Raw genomic sequence first — 19,202 nt, forward strand, 5'->3', positions numbered from 1 at the left:
TCAACAACAGTGCGCTTCAAACTCTCGCTGTGTTTGGACATGAAAACCCCCGAAGGTTGATGTCCAACTTTCGGGGGTCAGTTCAGCGTGGGGGGCTTTTTAACGGGATTAGCGAATCGAAAGAATCGGTTCGGGCGGTTCCTTAAAGCATTGCCCGAAGCGCGATCAGGCGTCCTTCTTGGGCACGGCAACGCGCAGCGCCAGGTCGCGAAGCTGCTGCGGGCTCGCTTCCGACGGTGCGTTCATCAACAGATCGTAGGCCTGCTGGTTCATCGGGAACATGGTGATCTCACGCAGGTTCTTGGCGCCGAGCAGCAGCATGACGACGCGGTCGACACCGGCGGCCATGCCGCCATGCGGCGGCGCGCCATACTGGAAGGCACGATAGAGGCCGCCGAAGCGCTCCTCGACCGTGGCGCGATCCAGCCCGACCGTCTCGAACGCCTTGACCATGGTTTCGGGCAGATGGTTGCGGATACCGCCGCTGGCGATCTCGAACCCGTTGCAGACCATGTCGTATTGGAACGCCTTGATGCCGAGCAGGTCCTCGCCATTCAGCGCATCGATGCCACCTTGCGGCATCGAGAACGGGTTGTGGGCGAAGTCAATCTTCTTCTCTTCCTCGTTCCATTCGAAGAACGGAAAGTCGACGATCCAGCACAGTTCGAAACGCTCGCGATCGACCAGGTTCAGCTCCTCGCCGGCACGGGTGCGCGCAGCCCCCGCAAAAGAGACGAACTTCTTCGGGTCGCCTGCAACGAAGAAGGCGGCGTCGCCATCGGCAAGGCCGAGTTGAAGGCGGATCGCCTCCGTGCGCTCCTCGCCGATGTTCTTGGCGAGTGGGCCGGCGCCTTCGAGCTTGTCGCCCTCCTTGCGCCAGAAGATATAGCCGAGGCCCGGCTGGCCCTCGCCCTGCGCCCAGGAATTCATGCGGTCGCAGAAGGCGCGGCTGCCGCCGGTCTTGGCCGGAATGCCCCACACCTCGGCCTTCGGATCGTTGGCCAGGATGTTGGCGAACACCTTGAAGCCGGAATCGCGAAAATGGGCGGAAACGGCCTGCATCTCGATCGGGTTGCGCAGGTCCGGCTTGTCGGAACCGTATTTGCGCATGGCGACATCATAGGGAATGCGCTGGAAATTCTGCGTCACCGGCTTGCCGTTGGCGAAGGTCTCGAAGACCCCGCGCATGACAGGTTCCATGGTCGACAGCACGTCGTCCTGCTCGACGAAGCTCATTTCAAGGTCAAGTTGGTAGAATTCGCCGGGCAGACGATCGGCGCGCGGGTCCTCGTCGCGGAAGCAGGGCGCGATCTGGAAGTAGCGGTCGAAGCCCGACACCATGATCAGCTGCTTATATTGCTGCGGCGCCTGCGGCAGCGCGTAGAAGGTGCCGGGATGGATGCGCGACGGCACCAGGAAGTCGCGCGCGCCTTCCGGCGACGAGGCAGTCAGGATCGGCGTCGAGAATTCGGTGAAGCCGACCTCGCCCATGCGCTTGCGCATCTCGGCGATGATTTTTGTCCGCGCAATGATGTTCTTGTGCAGCGTCTCGCGGCGCAGGTCGAGGAAGCGGTATTTCAGCCTGATATCCTCGGGATAATCCGGCTCACCGAACACCGGCAGCGGCAATTCCTTGGCCGCCGACAGCACTTCGATCTCGCGGGCGAAAATCTCGATCTCCCCGGTCGGCAGGTTCGCGTTCGTGGTGTCGGGCAAGCGAGCCTTGACCTCGCCGTCGACGCGGATGACCCACTCGCCGCGCACGGTTTCGGCGACCTTGAAGGCAGGCGAATCCGGATCGGCAACGATCTGGGTCAAGCCATAATTGTCGCGCAGGTCGATGAAGAGCAGGCCGCCATGATCGCGCACGCGATGCACCCAGCCCGACAGGCGAACGGTCGAGCCGACGTCGCTCTTCCTCAACTGGGCACAGGTATGGCTGCGGTAACGGTGCATTGTCATTGGTAAAGTCCGGGGTGCTCTAGTTGCCGGCCGAGGCATCACGGCCCGGCCCTGAAAATTTGCGCGAAAAGCGCATGGGAGGCCGGATTTGTCAAGGCAAGCGGCCCGTGTTGGTATCTTGGTTCCGCTTTCCCAGGCGACCTATGAGCCCAGTGCCGATAGCCGAAGACGCTGGGCAAGGTGCTCGACGACCAATGCAGCGCTGGCGGACGACGTTGCGGCATGATGAAGGCGAATTTCCGCCCCCGGCAGCGGGGGCACATGCCGGCCGGGATGGACATCTCGCAGGCCAGGCGCAAGCATGCTGCCTTTGACCACGGTGACCGCCAGTCCCTGTTCGACAATTGCCTCCGTGGCTGAAAGGCTTGGACTGACATAGGCCAAACGCCATGGCCGGCCTGCCTTGTCGAGCGCCTCAATGGCCCAGGAGCGAAACAGGCAATCGGGGCTCGACAGAGCGACCGGCAACGGATCGAGTTCCTCGACGGCTCGCGTCGCCGCCGCCGCCCAAATCGCCCTTTCGCGGCATATCAGATCCCCCTCGGTTGTGCCTTCCGGGTGCATGGCGATGACGGCGTCGAACGACGACCCAAGCCGTTTCAGGAGCCGGGCGGTGAGACCGATCTCCATTTCGACCTGCACCAACGGAAATCGCTCGGCGATGCCAGAAAGGAGGCGCGGCAGGATCTTGGTGCCATAATCTTCCATGACCCCGATGCGAACCTGTCCGGCCACCTGCTGACCGGAAACACGCGCAATCGCCTGCTCATTGAGAGCAAGTATGCGGCGGGCATCGATCAGAAAGCCCTCCCCGGCGGCGGTGAGTTCAACGCGGGCTGTCGAGCGCCGGAACAAGATGGTCTCGATGCGCTCCTCAAGACGTTTCACCTGCAAGCTGACGGCCGCCTGCGTTCTATTGAGCTGCTCGGCGGCTCGCGTGAACGAGAGGCGCTCGGCAACGACGACGAAGGCCCGCAGAAGGTCCGGATCGAGATTCGGGATGCTCATAGTGGAATGTTATCAAACTCATTGAGCTTATTCGATTCCTTATGGCCCGCCTGCCCGATATCGCTGGTTCAGAGTTGGCAAGGTCAGGGCCATGGAAATCACAGGAGTGCTCGCCGCGATTCTCTCCAGCGCTTTTGGGGGCACCGCCGTTGGCGCAACGCGATATCTCGCGGGCACGCTCGATCCTCTCGCTATCGGTGCGGTCCGGTTCGGCGGCGGCTTTCTGGTTTTGGCCGCCGTAGCTCTCTGGCGACGAGACAGGTGGCCGCCGAAGAGCGACTGGCTCGGCATTGGTGCATTGGGTCTGCTGTTCTTCGGGCTGTTTCCGGTGCTCTTCAATGGAGCCCTTGTCTACACAACGGCCGCGCGAGGTGCGCTTGCGCTTTCGACACTGCCTCTGCTCACAATGCTTGCCGCGGCAGTTCTGAGGATCGAGCCGCCGACCATCCGCAAGATCGTCGGTGTCCTGATCGCAATGGCAGGGGTGGCCGTAGCGCTCGGCACGAGCCTGACGACTGCTCCCCCAGATGCCTGGCGCGGAGATCTCCTCATGGTCGCGGCCGCTTTCTGCATGGCGCTCTACAACGTCTGGTCGAGACCATTTCTATCCCGCACCGCGCCAATCCCGTTCGTGGCGTTTGGCATGGGCGTGGGCGCGGTCTGCCTATCGGTCCTGGTGGTTTCGAACGGAGGCTTCGCGCGACTTGCCACTCTCAGCGCACCTCAGTGGATCGCGAGCGCATATCTGGCCATAATTTGCGGCGCCTTCATTTTCTTCCTCTGGGCATTCGCGCTCGAGCGCGCGTCGCCGACACTGGTTGCCGTCTCCGTTGCGGTTAATCCGGTGACGGCATCGATCTTCGGTGTCGTCTTCCTGGGCGAACAGGTAAGCGCGAACCTGATTGTCGGGCTGGTGGCAGTCCTCGCAGGAATAGGCATCGCAACGGGAGCAGCCGAGCGGCTCAGCCTGTGGCCCGACGATCGGCAGTCACGTCGCCGGCAGCCTTGAGCACTGACCAAGCAAAACGCGGAAACGAATCCAGGCGAATACAGCGATCATCCCTGTTGGCGCAGGGAATTGCTGCTGGCGTTGGCCAGGGTGATGGTTCAAGAAGGGATCACCGACACGTGATCGCCTCTTCATGTCCTCCATCCGCCCGATGATCCCGCTCCTTCTCGCCGCCGGCATTTTGCTCGGCGGCAATGGGCTGCAGAGCACGCTGATCGCGCTGCGCGGCGCGCAGGAAGGGTTTTCGGCTTCCGACATCGGCCTGATGGGCACCTTCTACTTCGCCGGCTTCCTGCTCGGCTGCCTGGCCATCACCCGCATCATGAAGGCGGTCGGCCATATCAGGGCGTTTTCGGCGCTGGCGGCAATCGCCTCGGTCGGCACCTTGCTTCTGGTGCTGGTCATCGATCCGGTGATGTGGTGCGCGGTGCGCCTTGCCGGCGGCTTCTGTTTCGCCGGGCTGTTCACCATCGTCGAAAGCTGGCTGAATTCCGGCGTCGGCAATCACGACCGGGCACGCGTGCTGGCGATCTACCGGATGGTCGACATCGGTTCGGTGACATCAGCGCAGTTCCTGATCCCGGTCTTCGGCGCTGGCGGTTTCGCCATCTTCGCCATCATGTCGATGATGATCACCTTGTCGCTGGTGCCGGTGTCGCTCGGCGACCGCTCCAACCCGGCGCCACCCGAAGAGGTCAAGCTCGACCTGGCGCGCGTCTGGCGGATTTCGCCGCTGGGCTGCTTCGGCTGCATCGCCGTCGGCGTCACCAACAGCGCCTTTCGCACCCTGTCGCCGGTCTATGCCGAGCAGATCGGCATGTCGGTCGCCGATGTCGTCACCTTCGTCAGCGTCGGCATTTTCGGCGGCGCCATCATCCAGTATCCGCTGGGTTACCTCTCCGACCGCTGGGACCGGCGCCGGGTGCTGCTGATGACGACGTGCTGCGCGATGTTCTCGGCGCTGGCGCTGGTGTTCATCGCCGGCAGCAATCCGGCGCTCAACTTCATCTTCATCTTCATCTTCGGCTGTTTCGCCATGCCGCTCTATTCGCTGTCGGCGGCGCATTCCAACGACCGCGCCGACACGGGCGAGTTCGTGCAGATCAACGCGGCGCTGATGCTGTTCTATTCCTTCGGCGCGATTGGCGGCCCGTTCGCCGCCTCGACGGCAATGCAGTATTTCGGACCGGGCGCCCTGTTTGTATTCAGCGCGGTGGTCTATGCGATCTTCATCGCCGTCATCCTTTACCGCATGCAGGCCCGGTCCGGTGTGCCGGCAGGCAGGCGCGGCCGCTTCACCGCGCTCCTGCGCACTTCGACGGTTTTCGCGCGGCTGGCCAGGAGAAACGACGATTCCGATGGTCCGGGAACCTGATGATGGCGGTGCCAAAGCTTGACGAAAGCCCCGGCGGCTGAAATCTAGGAAGACCTTACTCCTGTCAAAAGCGATTTGATGAACGTCATCACCACCCAGAAAGAACTCGAGACCGTTCTCGCCGCTTTCGAAAAGTCGGATTTCGTCACCGTCGACACTGAATTCATTCGGGAAACGACCTTTTGGCCGATCCTGTGCCTGATCCAGATGGCCGCACCCGGCGTGACGGCGCTGATCGATCCGCTGGCGCCCGATATCGACCTGAAGCCGTTCTTCAGGCTGATGGCCAATGAAGCGGTGGTCAAAGTCTTCCACGCCGCGCGGCAGGACATCGAAATCATCGTCCACCTCGGCGATCTGGTTCCGCATCCGGTGTTCGACACGCAAGTGGCGGCGATGGTCTGCGGCTTCGGTGACAGTGTTTCCTACGATCAGCTCGTGCAGCGCATTACCGGCGCGCGGCTCGACAAGTCGTCGCGCTTCACCGACTGGCGCCACCGGCCGCTTTCCGACAAGCAGCTCGACTACGCGCTGGCCGACGTCACGCATCTCATCGAGGTCTATCAGCACCTCAGCGCCGAATTGGAGCGGGAAAACCGCGCCCATTGGCTCAACGAGGAGATGGAGGTGCTGACCTCACGCGAAACCTATGATCCGCATCCCGAGGACGCCTGGAAGCGGCTGAAGATGCGGCTGCGCAAACCGCAGGAATTGGCGATCGTGCAGGGCGTTGCGGCGTGGCGTGAGCGCGAGGCGCGCGAACGCGACGTCCCGCGCGGCCGCGTGCTCAAGGACGACGCGATCTACGAGGTGGCGCAGCAGGCGCCGCGCGACACGGCAGCCCTCGGCAAGCTGCGCACGACACCGAAGGGCTGGGAGCGCTCGTCGACGGCAACGGCGCTGCTCGGCGCGGTCAACACCGCACTTGCCTTGCCCAAGGAGCAGATGCCGAAATTGCCAAAGAGTTTCCAGCCGCCCGAGGGCTCGAGCGCCGCGGCGGAACTGTTGAAGGTGCTGCTGCGGATCGTCGCCGAAAAGGAAGGCGTCGCCTCGAAGGTGCTGGCCTCCAGCGACGACATCGACCGTATCGCCGCCGAGGGCGAGGAGGCCGACGTACCGGCCCTGCAGGGTTGGCGGCGCGCGGTGTTCGGCGAGGCCGCGCTCAAGCTGGTGCGCGGCGAGATCGGCATCAAGTTCGACAAGCGCAAGATTGCGGTGTTCGATCTGTAGACGAGCATTCTTTCCTTCTCCCGCAAGCTGGGAGAAGGGAGAACTGTCTGCTCAAACCACGCCGAGCAGGTGCAGCGCGAACCAGATCCATCCCAGCAGGAGAATCACCGCACTGACGAAGAAGGACCGGCTGCGCAGCAGCAGATTGTTGCTGGTCAGGTGAACCCAGGCATGGAAATAGCGCGACGCGACGAAAATCCACATCAGCGCCAAGGTCAGATAGTTGACGCCGTTGGTCAGGTGCAGCGTCAGGCACAGCACATAGAACAGCACCGGCAATTCGAACTGGTTGGTGAGATTGGCGGCAACGGTGACGCTGGAGGCCGGCTCGCTCGAACGCACCTTGAACTGGCCGGGTTTCGCCTCGCCTGACCTGACTGCGCCGTATCTGCGGCGGCCCAGCACGCAGTAGACGATGTAGATCAGCAGCACATGCGCCAGAACAGGCCAGAAGATCGTGGTCTGGTTCACGAAGTGTCCCCTACCCGGCTGTGCTTTCCGCGCGGCATCAGGCCTGGCGTTTCTGGCCCGCCAGCCAGAAGGCGGCAATGACGATCACCGGTATGGCGAAAAGCGCGAATTTGGTGACGGTGAGCGCCGAGGCGAAAGACAGCGAGTCCGGGTTGGCCGACAGGAAATCGGACAGAAGCCGCGCCACCGCAAAGTTCTGAACGTAATGTGCAAGCGTGTAGGGAAGCACCAGGACCAACGCGAAAATCGACTGCAGCTGCGCCGGCAGCACGCGGAAAGCCTTCAATCGCCGGCCGGTGGCCAGGATGAGGCTGACCAGCGTGACCGACAGCAGCGCCGGGAACAACAGATCGAAAGTCAGATAATGCCAGACGAGAATGATCTCGCCGCCGCGCCGGCCGAGCGCCGTCAGCCAGGCCATGCCTTCGTCCGGCGTAAACCCTAAAATGCGCATGTCGAGTGACGGCAAGCCGCCGCTCAACTGGCGGAAATAGAAGAATTCCAGAGCCGTCATGGCGATGAAAACCACCACTGACAGGAAACAGAGCGCGCCTGCGTGGCGCGATAGCCGCAGGATCGTTGCCGTCAGGTTCCGCCCGAGCCCGTACTGGTCAGGCTCCGCCGGGATAATTCGGGCTTTCGCGGGTAATCGTGACGTCATGGGCGTGGCTTTCACGAAGTCCGGCATTGGATATGCGCACAAAAGTGGCGCGCTCGCGGAAATCGGCAAGATCACGGCCACCAACATAACCCATAGCGGCTTTCAGCCCGCCTGCAAGCTGGTGCAACACTCCGGACACAGGTCCTTTGTAGGGAACCTGCCCCTCGATGCCTTCAGGGACCAGTTTCAGCGTGTCGCGCACCTCGGCCTGGAAGTAGCGATCGGCGGAGCCGCGCGCCATGGCGCCAACCGAGCCCATGCCCCGATAGGCCTTGAAGGAGCGGCCCTGGTGCAGATAGACCTCGCCAGGGCTTTCGTCGGTTCCAGCCAGCAGCGAGCCGATCATGGCGGCACTGGCGCCGGCGGCCAGCGCCTTGGCAAGATCGCCGGAATATTTGATGCCGCCATCGGCGATCACCGAGACGCCGGATTTGTGCGCCGTCTCGACAGCCGACATGATGGCGGAAAGCTGCGGCACGCCGACGCCGGCAACGATGCGGGTGGTGCAGATGGAACCCGGACCGATGCCGACCTTGACGGCGTCCGCCCCGGCGTCGATCAGCGCCTGCGTGCCCGCGGCGGTGGCGACGTTGCCGGCCAGGATGCGGACCGAGTTGGATAGTTTTTTCGCCCGCGTGACAGCGTCGAGCACGCGCTGCGAGTGGCCATGCGCGGTGTCGATCACCAGAAGGTCGACGCCGGCATCGATGAGGCGTTCGGCGCGCTCGAAACCGTCATCGCCAACGCTGGTGGCGGCGGCGGCACGCAAGCGGCCCTGCGAGTCCTTGCTGGCGTGCGGGTTGAGCTGCGACTTCTCGATGTCCTTGACGGTGATCAATCCGACGCAATTGCCCTGCCTGTCGACGACCACCAGCTTTTCGATGCGGTGCTGATGCAGAAGCCGCTTGGCCTCGTCCTGGTCGACGTTCTCCTTGACTGTGATCAGGTTGTCACGGGTCATCAGCTCATGGACCTTCTGCGCCGGATCGGACGCAAAGCGCACGTCGCGATTGGTCAGGATACCGACCAGCCGTCCGATCTTGTGGCCGCCGCTGCCGCCGTTCTCCACCACCGGAATGCCCGAGATCGAATAGCTGCGCATCAGGCCAAGCGCGTCGGCGAGCGTCGCGTCGGGGCCGATGGTGACGGGATTGACCACCATGCCGGATTCGAATTTCTTGACCTGCCGCACCTGCTCGGCCTGTTCGGCCGGCGAGAAATTACGGTGGATGACGCCAATGCCGCCGGCTTGGGCCATGGCGATGGCGAGCCGCGCCTCGGTGACGGTGTCCATCGCCGCAGAGAGGATCGGCACGTTGAGGTCGATGTCACCGGCGATGCGGGTGCGGACATCGGTCTCGCCGGGCATGACCTCGGAATGGCCGGGCTGCAGCAGCACGTCGTCAAAGGTCAGCGCCAATGCGCCGGTAGACGTTTCGATGATTTTTGCCATGGCCAGTCCCTCGATATAAACGCGGTGGGGGAATACAAAAAAGCGCTGGACCGGAATGGACAGCGCCGACTCGTTTCTTCCCTTTCAGGATTGGCGCTGGCTGGTACCACGTCCGAGCGCCGATGAAAAGCCGATGATTTCACGCTCCCGGAAAGGTGACTTTTCGGCGAAGGATGCGACCTGTGGTTGCCGGTCGCACAAAAGTGACAGCAAATTAATGCGACATGCCGGCGAAGGCATGGTAACCGCCCGCCTCAAGGCCGACATGCAACTGGCAACGCAACATTCAAGTCTGGACGCGTTCCTTGAACCGCACCATTCCGCTTATACTGGCGGTCGCCCTTTTCATGGAAAACATGGATTCGACCGTCATCGCGACATCGCTGCCGGCGATCGCCGTCGACATCCACACCAGCCCGATCGCGCTCAAGCTGGCGCTGACCGCCTATCTGGTATCGCTGGCGATCTTCATTCCGATCAGCGGCTGGATGGCAGACCGTTTCGGCGCCAAGAATATCTTTCGCGCCGCGATCGCGGTCTTCATCGTCGGGTCGATCGCTTGCGCCCTCTCCGGTTCGCTGCCGGCTTTCGTGGTGTCGCGCTTCCTGCAAGGCATCGGCGGCGCCATGATGACGCCGGTCGGGCGGCTGGTGCTGGTGCGCGCGACACCGAAAAGCGAACTCGTCGCGGCGATGTCCTGGCTGACCGTTCCGGCGCTGGTCGGACCGTTGGTGGGCCCGCCGGTCGGCGGCTTCATCACCACCTACTTCACCTGGCATTGGATTTTCCTGATCAATGTGCCGATCGGGCTGATCGGCATCTGGCTGGCGACGCGTTTCCTGCCGGAGACCGAACCCGCGCAGACCCCACCACTTGATTTCATCGGCTTCGTGCTGAGCGGGCTGGCGGCATCCGGCGTGGTGTTCGGCCTGTCGGTGGTCAGCTTGCCCTATCTGCCGCCAATCGTCGGTGTCCTCACCGTGGCGGTCGGCCTCGTATCGGGCGCGCTCTATCTGCTGCATGCGCGCCACGCCAAAAACCCGCTGCTGGCGCTCGAATTGTTCCACAACCAGGTGTTCCGCTCCTCGGTGCTTGGTGGCGGGCTGTTCCGCATCGGCATTGGTGCTGTGCCGTTCCTGCTGCCGCTGATGTTCCAGATCGGCTTTGGGCTGACGCCGTTCCAGTCCGGCATGATCACCTTCGTCTCTGCAATCGGCGCCATCGGCATGAAATTCGTCACCGCGCTGATCTTCCGCGTCGCTGGCTTCCGCCGCGTTCTGGTTGTCGGTTCGCTGGTCGCTGCCGCCTCGATCGCCATCAACGGCCTGTTCACACCCGACACACCCTATCTCTTGATGCTGGCCATGCTGCTCGTCGGCGGCTTCATCCGCTCGATGTTCTTCACTGGCGTCAATGCGCTCGCCTATGCCGAGGTTTCGGCTGAAGACACCAGCAAGGCGACGCCGATTACAGCGGTGTTCCAGCAGTTGTCGGTCGCGCTCGGCGTGGCGCTGGCCGGCGGAATCCTGGAAGTATCGACGAGCCTGAACGACAGGTCATTGACACTGGCGGATTTCCACACCGCGTTCTTCGTCGTCGCGGCGATTTCCGCCGCCGCGTCCCTGTCGTTCATGCGGCTGGCGCCCGATGCCGGCAACGCCATCTCGGGCCATGGCCGGCTGACCGTGCCCAAGACGCTGGAAACGGTGAGCCCGCCCGGCAACTGATGCGGCTGGCTTTACGTCTCGTCGTCCTCTGGCCCTTCGCTATGGCTCCGGGCGCTCGAGTCCTTCGGAACGTCCACTGGACGTTCCGATCCGCCTGGCGGCGGACCGGCCTCTCGCCCTTTAAAATCCTTGGCCAGCAAATAGAGCTCGACCGATTCATCCCGCGACGCCGGCGGCTTGACGTGGTGGACGGAGCGGAAGTTCTTCTTGAGCATGGAGAGCAGCTCGTTTTCGGCGCCGCCCTGGAAAGTCTTGGCGAGGAAATGCCCGCCCGGCTTCAGCACCGACAGCGCAAAATCGGCCGCCACCTCGCACAGATGCATGGTGCGGATATGGTCGGTCCGCTTGTGGCCGGTGGTCGGCGCCGCCATGTCGGACAGCACGATATCCGGATCCCCACCCAGCGCCTCGGCCAGCTTTTGCGGCGCCAGCGGATCGAGGAAATCCATCAACAGCACCGGCGCGCCGGGCACGGCGTCCATTTCGAGATAATCGATGCCGATGACATGCGGCTTGTCGGCCGTCGATTTCGTCCGCGCTGCCGCGACCTGGCACCAGCCGCCGGGGGCGGCGCCGAGGTCGATGACCTTCATACCGGGTTTCAGCAGATGGTGCTTGTCGTCGATCTCGATCAGCTTGTAGGCCGCGCGCGAGCGATAGCCGTCAGCCTTGGAGCGCTGGACATAGGGATCGTTGATGTGGCGCTGCAGCCAGCGGCGCGACGATTCCTTCAGCCCGCTCTTCTTCTTGATCCGCGTCTTCAGCACGCGAATGCTGGCTGATCCTGGTTTTTCCGGTTTCTTGGTCATTGCTTATTTCTTCGGTTCGGGCTCACGCTCTGCCACGGCCATCGTTGCGCCAGACGCCATCATCGGCCATCAGTTCGCTCAAAATACCTTCGCGCAGGCCACGATCGGCGACTCGCAGCCGCTCGGACGGCCACACGGCGCGGATCGCCTCGAGGATAGCACAGCCGGCCAGCACCAGATCGGCGCGATCGGCACCGATGCAAGGATTGGCGCAGCGCTGCTGGAAATCCCAGCCAACCAGTCTTTCGACCATGCGATCGACGCTGTCGCGGTCCATCCACAGCCCATCGACACGGCGGCGATCGTAGCGCTCGAGCTCAAGGTGAACGCCGGCCAGCGTCGTCACGGTTCCGGACGTGCCCAGCAGATGGAAATTCGGGCTGGCCTTGAGATGGCTCAGTCGGTCGCGACCGTCGAAGCTGGCCAGCCGGCCGGCAACGTCGTCGACCATAGCGGCGAAGATCTCGCGCGTCACCGTGCGGCCGCCAAAGCGCTCGGCCAGCGAGACGACGCCGACCGGCAGCGACGTCCACGACACGATATGATTGGCCAGCCTTGGCGAACGGCGGCCAGCGAGGTCGATGAGCGCGATTTCCGACGAACCACCGCCAATATCGAACAGGACGACGCCTTGGGTGTCGCGCTCGACCAGCGAGCCGCAGCCGGACACCGCCAGCCGCGCCTCGGTCTGGCGGTCGATGATCTCAAGCTTCAGGCCGGCCTCGCGTTCGACACGGTCGATGAACTCGACGCCGTTTTCGGCCATGCGGCAGGCCTCGGTGGCGATCAGCCGGGCTTTCCTGATTTTGCGGTTGCGCAATTTGTCGCCGCAGATTTTCAGCGCCTCGACCGCGCGGTCCATCGCCGGCTGGCCGAGCCGGCCATTGGCGGTGAGCCCCTCGCCCAGCCGGACGATGCGAGAAAAAGCGTCGATGACGCGGAACTGGCCATGCCGCGTCGGCACGGCGACCAGCAGCCGGCAATTGTTGGTGCCGAGATCAAGCGCCGCAAACACCGGAAGCTCCTGGACCGGCGGCCGACGGGCGCTCTGTTCCGGCCGTGGCACTACAGCGGCGGGCGAGGCCACCGATTCCGCCGGTCTGTGGGACTCCGCCGCCGGGACACCGGCTTTGCCCGGCGCCGGCGCTCGATTCTCCGCGGGACGCGCTTCGTCGCGCGCAAAAACCTTGCGCCCGCGCCTTCGCTTGCGCCGCTTCTTGGGCTTGCCTTTGTGGGGTGCGACGCCCGCCTGCCCGTCCGCGGAGCGGAGCTCCGTCGGGCGGCGTTGCTGCCAGCTTGCGTTCCCCGGGCCAGCCGACCCCTGGGAAGCGCTGGACACGCCCACCTCCGGCGCGCCGGCGCCGGTGTCGTGGTCTTCCACTGTCGTTCCTTCCGGCGCCGCGCGAACCTATGATGGACGCAGCAGGCGCTTCAGTGTTTTAAGTTGCCGCCAGACTAACAGCGCCGCGCCCGATCACCAAGAGCCGCATGCCGAATTTTGCCGGCAGGCCGCAAACCGCCGTTCCGGCGGCCGCGTAATGAACCCGCACGCCGCAGTTGCCGGCGCAACGCCTGCCGGCGTCTCTTCGGCCGCTCACGCCGGACAAATCTTGCCGGCCGGCGCTGCGACAAGGGTTCGCGGTTGAATAGCCGGCTTCGATGAGGCATTTCTGAAATGAGCGGAAGAATCCGGCAAAGCCGGCCTCCCACCAGCCACGAAAAGGAAGCGGACCCGCAACGCATGGCAGTCAGGCAATGAACTGGAGACGCTATTTCTGGCCGGTTGTCGGCATCGCCGCCGTGATCTTCTCGCTGCTGCTGCTCTGGCACGAACTGCGCGGCGTTTCGCTCGACGACGTCTGGGACGGTATCACGGCCATTCCGACCCGCGGCTGGGTCCTTGCCGCGCTGAGTTCGATCATCGCCTATGCCTCGCTTGCCGGCTACGACCACATCGCGCTCCTGCATATCGGCAAGCGCGTGTCGTGGCTGTTCGTCACGCTGTGCTCCTTCACCACCTATGCGCTGTCGCACAACATTGGCGGTTCGGTGTTTTCGGGCGCCGTCATCCGCTACCGCGCCTACGGTACGAGGGGCCTGACCGGACAGGATGTCGGCGTGCTGGTGGCGGTCTGCTGGATCACCTTCGTGCTGTCGACGATTTTTGCCTCGGGCCTGGTTCTGGTGTTCGAGCCTGAGATACTCGACCGCTTTTCCGGCATCGCCCATCATGGCCTGTCGGAAGCGGCCGGTATCGCGATGCTGCTGCTCGTGGCCGCCTATGTCTTCGGCAGCTGGCTGCATCTGCGCCCGCTGAAGATCGCCAGTTTTCAGCTGCACTATCCGGCGCTGCCGATCGTCGCCCGGCAGTTGCTGATCGGCCCGATCGAACTGCTGGCCGCCGCCGCGATCATCTTCTTTGCCCTGCCCGCAGCCCACAATCCCGGCTACTTTGTCATACTGGGCGTCTTCCTCGTCTCCTTCTCGATCGCGCAGATCTCACATGCGCCGGGCGGGCTCGGCGTGTTCGAGGTGGTGTTTCTCGCCGGCCTGTCGGACATGGATCCGGTCGGCGTGCTGGCGGCGCTGCTGGTGTTCCGGCTGTTCTACCTGATCATCCCGCTGATTCTGGGCCTGGGGGTGGTGCTGTTCTTCGAACGCTCGCAGTTCAGCCGGACGGAGCCCTGAGGCGTGGGATTGGACCGGGAGCCGCGCGCCGGCATCTGAAGTGTGGCGTCTGAATCACCTGACGAAACGTGCCATTGAACCACAGAGCAGGCTTGACTATTTTCCGCTGGCGGCTACAAGGCAGCGCTCACAGCGGCTTAGCCGCTCGGCCCGCACGGTTCATGACTGCGCCTGCTGGGGAATAGGTTAACGGTAGACCCACGGACTCTGACTCCGTTAGTCCTGGTTCGAATCCAGGTTCCCCAGCCAGACATTTCTCAAGTATCTACCTGTGCGGAACTTCCCGACGCCGGCGACGTTCGGTCGTACGGCTTTCTTGACCGGGTTTTCATCTGCAGTGGTGGTTCTGTTATCATGCTGCTGTTCCCACGCAGCCCGTGATTTTAAAGCTCACGTATGTATCATCGGATATGTCACCGACTGCGCCGAGGGCGCCCCATCAGAGACAATATTCCTACAGCAGCCGTTCCCTGTAAAGGCTCAAACGGCGAAAGGTCGCTTGGCCCCAAGGCAACTTCGTCGATTATGCCGGGCGTTGCGGCGTTCTAGCCGCGCTCCATCGCCACTTTGTGCGCAGCATATTCTGGGAACTCGGTCTCGGCCCACGCACTCAGCGGCTTCACCAGAATGAGCGCATCATCGGCATAGCCGTTGCGGCTATAGAACTTGTGTGTGCGCTCCTTGCCGAGAACCACCGAGATGCGGGTGATGTCGCAGCCGACACGCGCTGCTTCCTTCTCGATCCAGGCCATCAGTTTGGCACCGATACCAACACTGCGCATCTGAGCATCGACAACCACATGGTCGGCCTCCGCCCACTTTCCTGCCCATAGCTGTACCCCTATCCAGAAGCCCGACATGCCGACCATCCTTTCACCGATGAAGGCGGCAACGCAGCGATAGTTGCCCTGGGCGATCATTGCGGCCAGCCGCTCACGAAACAGGCCCTCCGGCATGGACCCGGTTTGCTGATAGAGCGGGTAGGTGGCCGCTATCTCTTCGAGGCCCACCAGTTCGCGAATGATGATGTCCATTCAAGGCCCTCCCGTTGCACCCGGCGTCACGCCACCCGTCGACACCGTATCATCGCCGCCGTGGTCTCCGCATCCCACATTATTTCTCCTCCCGGTAATGCAGCAGCTTCGCATGACCAAGCACGGAAGGGACGCTGACGGCATTCCAACTTGCCCCGAACAAACAAAAAGCCCGCGACCGGGAAGTGGCAGCGGGCAGGGTCAAGAGTGCTTGGAACCTGCTTAGGAAAGCAAAAAGCCCACCGAACCGAGCCGGCGGGCCTCCCGTCATGTCGAGATCGGCTCAATCCGACGTAGCAGGACCCGACTCGACGACTTGCGCCGTGATTGAGGAAAGGATTCCTCGCTTCGTCAGGACAGGCTTTTCATAGATTTTTTTCATAGATGCTCCTCGCATTTTCCCACTCGCCGAAGGTGCTTTGGGGGGATCAAGTTGTCAAGCTGATGCTAAAAGCCGCCAAAAGGACAGGAAGTTGGCAAACTCGCCGGGCGAAGACCCCAACGCCCTCGAAGCCCGGCGAGCCTACTACCTAATCGGGTACGCGATCAGGACCGGGGTTCACCCAGCAACAGGTCCGGTTCAAGAGCAATGCCAGCAACCCTGTGCTGAAATGGGACGGGCGGAAATGACCGTGAAGCTTGGCGCCAGCGCGCGCTTTCCTGGCGGCCATCCTGCCGCTCCTCCTGGTGCCCGCTGTGGGCAGCCGCATGCATTGATGGGCCATGCTGCGGGAAAGATCTTCCTGCCTCTCGACCCATCGGCCGATTGCCAGCTTCTGACCGTTGGACAGGTGCCCGCGGGGAATGGCTCGAGTGTCGACCGGCTCGGGATCTGGCTGGTCCAGGTTCGATGGTGAGATCAGGGCGAGATAGGCGCGGTGCACCTCCACCTGCTTATCTGCCGGCAGCTTGTTGAACTGGCGCACCGTCACCCCGCAACCGATGGCCAGGACATGCGGGCCTCCCGGATTCCTAGCCTCTTCGATCTGGCGCCTGGGAGCGGAACATGGTCCTTTAATTAAATTAGCATAGACGCATAAAAAGGCTTATAATTCGGACAGCCGGCACTGCCCCTCCAGCCGGTTAGGCTCGGCGCCAGTCCCCTCGATACCCCCCCCGACGCCGGGCCGCTGCTCCTAAGCCGCTGGTCAGGATGAGCGCGCGAGCGATACGGGCACCATCGGTGTCTATGCGACGGAATCATGGAAGGCGAGATTGCCTGGCCGTTGCGTCCGCCTTAGTGAAGCTTCATGAAAGGCTCCTCCACGAGGCCGCATCATGCTCACTGACAGCCAGTACATTCTCGAACGCACCAGCCAAGGCTGCGTGACGCTCGCCGACGACGAGTTCGTCATCGACAGGCTGGTGAAATATTTCGGCAATGGGAGGATCCGGTGGCACGTCGAACTCCGTGGGCATCGCATCGAGCTGACGACGGGCCAGCTCAAGAAGCAGCCCACCTTCCGCAGGAAGATACTCGAACAGGCTGGTGTGCTGCCGCCCCAGCGTCTCGGGACCGACTACAGGCGATGGGCACTCGACCTGAGAAGGAATGCGGTCGAGCTTCCGTGGCGGGATAGGCCGGTGGACGTCGGCTTCGCCATCGACAGGCTCACCAGCCACGGGGATGGACGCTGGACGGTTGAATACCAGGGCAAGGCCATCAAATTCACGACGACGAAACTCCGCAGGCAGGTGAGTTTCCGCAAACGCATGCTGGCCAAGGCCAAGGTGCTGCCGCCCGAGTTGACCCCGGCCGCCTATCGGAAGTGGATGGATTGGCTCATCCAAAACGCCACTGAGGCTGCTCCGCAGGCCGGCGATGCCTTGATGACGGAGAAAAGCTGGCTTGACGACCTGCCTGAGCTCGCCGGCTGGCAAAATGAAACACCGCCCCGAGAGACTAGCTGAGAGCGGCGATAGTCTCCAATGCAAGCAGCGATGGCACTCGTTGCGTTTGCCATGCCTGCCAGTTTCGGCACACATTGATGGCGAAGGAGTCTGACCAGAGCTGGCTCGCTGGCAATCAGAATTGAAATGAGACGACATGGACCGCTTCGACCTCGGCACCTACCGCCGCCCCATCTCCACTCGCTCGACAGAAACCCAGCGTTGGTTCGATATTGGCCTCAACTGGTGCTACGGCTTCAACCATGAGGAAGGCATCAAGTGTTTTCAGAAGGCGCTCGAAACAGATCCCGAATGTCCGATGATCCACTGGGGCATCGCCTATGCCGCCGGGCCTTTCTACAATCTGACCTGGAAGGAACATGGCGAGGCCGAGGCCGACAGCGCGACCAAGCGCTGCTGCGAGCATGTCCAGCTGGCCCGGGCCAATGCGGCTTCCGCCAACGAGATCGAGAAGCGGCTGATCGAGGCGCTGGCCGCCCGCTTTCAGAAGCCACACCGGGTGAGCCCGGACGAATTCCAACGGTGGGATGACGCCTATGCCGCCGCGATGCGGCTTGTGTACAGGGACTTTCCCGACGACCATGATGTGATGGCACTGCTGGTTGAAGCGCTGATGATGCGCACGGTGCGGCGGCTGTGGAACCTCAAGACCGGCGCGCCGGCGCCGAATTCCGATGTCGTCGAGGCGCTCGACGTCTGCGAGCGGTCGATCCGGCTTGCCGGTGAGGCCAGCGCAGCACAACATCCGGCGATCGTCCACCTGCACATCCATCTGCTGGAAATGTCCACCATGCCGGAGCGCGGCATGCGGTCAGCGGATCTGCTCGGCGAAATGTGTCCTGATGCCGGGCATATGAACCACATGCCGGGGCACATCTATGTGCTGTGCGGCGAGTATGAGAAAGCCAGACGTGCCAGCGAAAAGGCGGTGCGCGCCAACGACCTCTATCTCGCCTATGCCGATGAGCCGACCTACTATCTGCTCGGCTGCTGCCACGATCTGCATCTGATGATGTTCACCTGCATGTTGTCGGGCCAGTACCAGCCTGCACTGTGGGCCGCCGACAGGGTGCGCAGCCTGGTCGCGCGCGACGTGGTCGCCATCCCCGGCCGGCCCAAGCTCACGCAGACGGTGGAAGGCTACCATGCGATGAAATCGCATGTGCAGGTGCGCTTCGGCCGCTGGCGGGAGATCATCGACGAACCGGCGACCGCGGAGCCAGGCCTCTATGTGCTGACGGCGGCCATGCAGCACTACGCCAAGGGTGTGGCGCATGCGACGCTTGGGCAATTTGCTGAAGCCGAGCGTGAGCGCGAAGCGTCCCATCGGCATCTGAAAGGCATTGCGCCCGAGCGGCGCTTCCTCAGCAATCCGACGCAAGCCTCACTGGCTGTCGGTGCCGCCCTGCTCGACGGCGAGCTGGCGTACCACCAGGGCCGGCATGAGGAGGCGTATGGCCATTTGCGGCAGGCGGTCGAGCTTGACGACAATTTGTCATACACCGAGCCGTGGGCCTGGATGCACCCGCCGCGCCATGCGCTGGCGGCGCTGCTTCTCGACCAGGGCCACGCCCAGGAAGCAGAGCAGGTCTATCGCGACGATCTGGGTCTGAGCGGCACGGTGCAGCGCTGCGCCCAGCATCCGAACAATGTCTGGGCATTGCACGGGCTGGTGGAATGCCTGAAACGGCGCGGCGAGACTGATGAATTGCCGACATTGCAGACAAGCCTTGCCGCGGCGCTGGCCAAGGCGGATGTGCCGATCACCTCGTCCTGCCTGTGCAGGACGAGCGCGCAGCAAGGCTGCTGTCACTGGCGCGAAGTCAGCCTGTCGCCACTGTTGCGGCCGATCGGCTAGCCAAAC

16 protein-coding genes and 1 tRNA gene are annotated in these 19,202 nt (G+C 63.0%); 8 read left to right on the top strand and 9 right to left on the bottom strand.

The window, feature by feature from the left end; genetic code table 11:
• Positions 1-165 precede the first annotated feature (165 nt).
• Both aspS and NKJ04_RS27935 read right to left on the bottom strand, forming a co-directional pair.
• Complete coding sequence (gene aspS, locus NKJ04_RS27930; protein ID WP_352678591.1) at positions 166-1,956, bottom strand: aspartate--tRNA ligase; 1,791 nt, start codon at positions 1,954-1,956, stop codon at positions 166-168.
• A gap of 147 nt (positions 1,957-2,103) precedes the next feature.
• Entirely contained in the window at positions 2,104-2,970 is an 867-nt protein-coding gene (locus tag NKJ04_RS27935) for a LysR substrate-binding domain-containing protein (protein WP_352442527.1), read from the bottom strand.
• Positions 2,971-3,076: 106 nt separating this feature from the next.
• Between NKJ04_RS27935 and NKJ04_RS27940 the strand changes: the two genes are divergently transcribed.
• The 3 genes from NKJ04_RS27940 to rnd all read left to right on the top strand — a co-directional run bounded on the left by NKJ04_RS27940 (position 3,077) and on the right by rnd (position 6,584).
• Positions 3,077-3,979: a DMT family transporter gene (locus NKJ04_RS27940; protein WP_352678502.1), complete on the top strand. Its 903-nt coding sequence runs from the start codon at positions 3,077-3,079 to the stop codon at positions 3,977-3,979.
• A 133-nt stretch (positions 3,980-4,112) separates the two neighbouring features.
• Positions 4,113-5,354: an MFS transporter gene (locus tag NKJ04_RS27945; RefSeq protein WP_352678505.1), complete on the top strand. Its 1,242-nt coding sequence runs from the start codon at positions 4,113-4,115 to the stop codon at positions 5,352-5,354.
• 78 nt (positions 5,355-5,432) lie between these two features.
• Positions 5,433-6,584 carry a ribonuclease D gene (gene rnd, locus NKJ04_RS27950; protein WP_352678508.1) on the top strand — a complete coding sequence of 384 codons (1,152 nt, stop codon included), beginning with the start codon at positions 5,433-5,435 and terminating at the stop codon, positions 6,582-6,584.
• 51 nt (positions 6,585-6,635) lie between these two features.
• Here the strand turns inward: rnd and NKJ04_RS27955 are convergent, their stop codons facing one another.
• From NKJ04_RS27955 to guaB, 3 genes are read right to left on the bottom strand one after another with little or no spacing between them, the layout of a single operon-like run.
• Positions 6,636-7,055, bottom strand: coding sequence for an MAPEG family protein (locus NKJ04_RS27955; protein WP_023810192.1), 420 nt, complete (start codon positions 7,053-7,055; stop codon positions 6,636-6,638).
• Positions 7,056-7,092: 37 nt separating this feature from the next.
• Positions 7,093-7,716 carry a hypothetical protein gene (locus NKJ04_RS27960; protein WP_352553988.1) on the bottom strand — a complete coding sequence of 208 codons (624 nt, stop codon included), beginning with the start codon at positions 7,714-7,716 and terminating at the stop codon, positions 7,093-7,095.
• Positions 7,667-9,169, bottom strand: a complete 1,503-nt coding sequence (gene guaB / locus NKJ04_RS27965) for an IMP dehydrogenase (RefSeq protein ID WP_023810190.1) — start codon at positions 9,167-9,169, stop codon at positions 7,667-7,669. Before guaB ends, NKJ04_RS27960 begins: the two co-directional genes overlap by 50 nt.
• A gap of 305 nt (positions 9,170-9,474) precedes the next feature.
• Here guaB and NKJ04_RS27970 point away from each other — a divergent pair, with 305 nt between their 5' ends.
• A complete protein-coding gene (locus tag NKJ04_RS27970; RefSeq protein ID WP_352442523.1) occupies positions 9,475-10,896 on the top strand; it encodes an MFS transporter in 1,422 nt (473 codons plus the stop codon).
• An 11-nt stretch (positions 10,897-10,907) separates the two neighbouring features.
• Here NKJ04_RS27970 and NKJ04_RS27975 read toward each other — a convergent pair whose 3' ends face one another.
• Together NKJ04_RS27975 and NKJ04_RS27980 are read right to left on the bottom strand one after the other, a co-directional pair.
• Complete coding sequence (locus tag NKJ04_RS27975) at positions 10,908-11,705, bottom strand: RlmE family RNA methyltransferase (RefSeq protein WP_352442521.1); 798 nt, start codon at positions 11,703-11,705, stop codon at positions 10,908-10,910.
• Between the two features lie 22 nt (positions 11,706-11,727).
• On the bottom strand, positions 11,728-13,086 hold the full coding sequence (locus NKJ04_RS27980; RefSeq protein WP_352678513.1) for a Ppx/GppA phosphatase family protein: 1,359 nt from the start codon (positions 13,084-13,086) through the stop codon (positions 11,728-11,730).
• 374 nt (positions 13,087-13,460) lie between these two features.
• On the opposite strand from NKJ04_RS27980, the gene NKJ04_RS27985 reads away from it, so the two are divergent.
• Positions 13,461-14,393, top strand: coding sequence for a lysylphosphatidylglycerol synthase domain-containing protein (locus NKJ04_RS27985; protein WP_352678516.1), 933 nt, complete (start codon positions 13,461-13,463; stop codon positions 14,391-14,393).
• A 175-nt stretch (positions 14,394-14,568) separates the two neighbouring features.
• A tRNA-Gln gene (locus NKJ04_RS27990) sits at positions 14,569-14,642 on the top strand.
• Between the two features lie 296 nt (positions 14,643-14,938).
• Here the strand turns inward: NKJ04_RS27990 and NKJ04_RS27995 are convergent.
• Both NKJ04_RS27995 and NKJ04_RS28000 read right to left on the bottom strand, forming a co-directional pair.
• Positions 14,939-15,427 (bottom strand): GNAT family N-acetyltransferase, encoded by a 489-nt coding sequence (locus NKJ04_RS27995; RefSeq protein ID WP_352678519.1) that lies wholly within the window; start codon positions 15,425-15,427, stop codon positions 14,939-14,941.
• A gap of 530 nt (positions 15,428-15,957) precedes the next feature.
• Complete coding sequence (locus NKJ04_RS28000) at positions 15,958-16,353, bottom strand: hypothetical protein (protein ID WP_352678522.1); 396 nt, start codon at positions 16,351-16,353, stop codon at positions 15,958-15,960.
• 352 nt (positions 16,354-16,705) lie between these two features.
• Between NKJ04_RS28000 and NKJ04_RS28005 the strand changes: the two genes are divergently transcribed.
• Positions 16,706-17,338 carry a hypothetical protein gene (locus NKJ04_RS28005; RefSeq protein WP_352678524.1) on the top strand — a complete coding sequence of 211 codons (633 nt, stop codon included), beginning with the start codon at positions 16,706-16,708 and terminating at the stop codon, positions 17,336-17,338.
• Between the two features lie 136 nt (positions 17,339-17,474).
• Complete coding sequence (locus NKJ04_RS28010) at positions 17,475-19,196, top strand: hypothetical protein (RefSeq protein WP_352678526.1); 1,722 nt, start codon at positions 17,475-17,477, stop codon at positions 19,194-19,196.
• Positions 19,197-19,202: the final 6 nt, after the last annotated feature.

Origin of the sequence: Mesorhizobium sp. M0618, from assembly GCF_040320765.1 — a bacterium.
Taxonomy (GTDB): domain Bacteria; phylum Pseudomonadota; class Alphaproteobacteria; order Rhizobiales; family Rhizobiaceae; genus Mesorhizobium.

Bases quoted from the DNA above. Each gene is read 5' to 3' on its own strand.
- aspS (WP_352678591.1), bottom strand. From the start codon at position 1,956: ATGCACCGTTACCGCAGCCATACCTGTGCCCAGTTGAGGAAGAGCGAC.
- NKJ04_RS27985 (WP_352678516.1), top strand. From the start codon at position 13,461: ATGAACTGGAGACGCTATTTCTGGCCGGTTGTCGGCATCGCCGCCGTG.
- NKJ04_RS28010 (WP_352678526.1), top strand. From the start codon at position 17,475: ATGGACCGCTTCGACCTCGGCACCTACCGCCGCCCCATCTCCACTCGC.
- NKJ04_RS27945 (WP_352678505.1), top strand. From the start codon at position 4,113: ATGTCCTCCATCCGCCCGATGATCCCGCTCCTTCTCGCCGCCGGCATT.
- NKJ04_RS27975 (WP_352442521.1), bottom strand. From the start codon at position 11,705: ATGACCAAGAAACCGGAAAAACCAGGATCAGCCAGCATTCGCGTGCTG.
- NKJ04_RS27935 (WP_352442527.1), bottom strand. From the start codon at position 2,970: ATGAGCATCCCGAATCTCGATCCGGACCTTCTGCGGGCCTTCGTCGTC.
- NKJ04_RS27960 (WP_352553988.1), bottom strand. From the start codon at position 7,716: ATGACGTCACGATTACCCGCGAAAGCCCGAATTATCCCGGCGGAGCCT.
- NKJ04_RS28005 (WP_352678524.1), top strand. From the start codon at position 16,706: ATGCTCACTGACAGCCAGTACATTCTCGAACGCACCAGCCAAGGCTGC.
- rnd (WP_352678508.1), top strand. From the start codon at position 5,433: ATGAACGTCATCACCACCCAGAAAGAACTCGAGACCGTTCTCGCCGCT.
- NKJ04_RS27995 (WP_352678519.1), bottom strand. From the start codon at position 15,427: ATGGACATCATCATTCGCGAACTGGTGGGCCTCGAAGAGATAGCGGCC.
- guaB (WP_023810190.1), bottom strand. From the start codon at position 9,169: ATGGCAAAAATCATCGAAACGTCTACCGGCGCATTGGCGCTGACCTTT.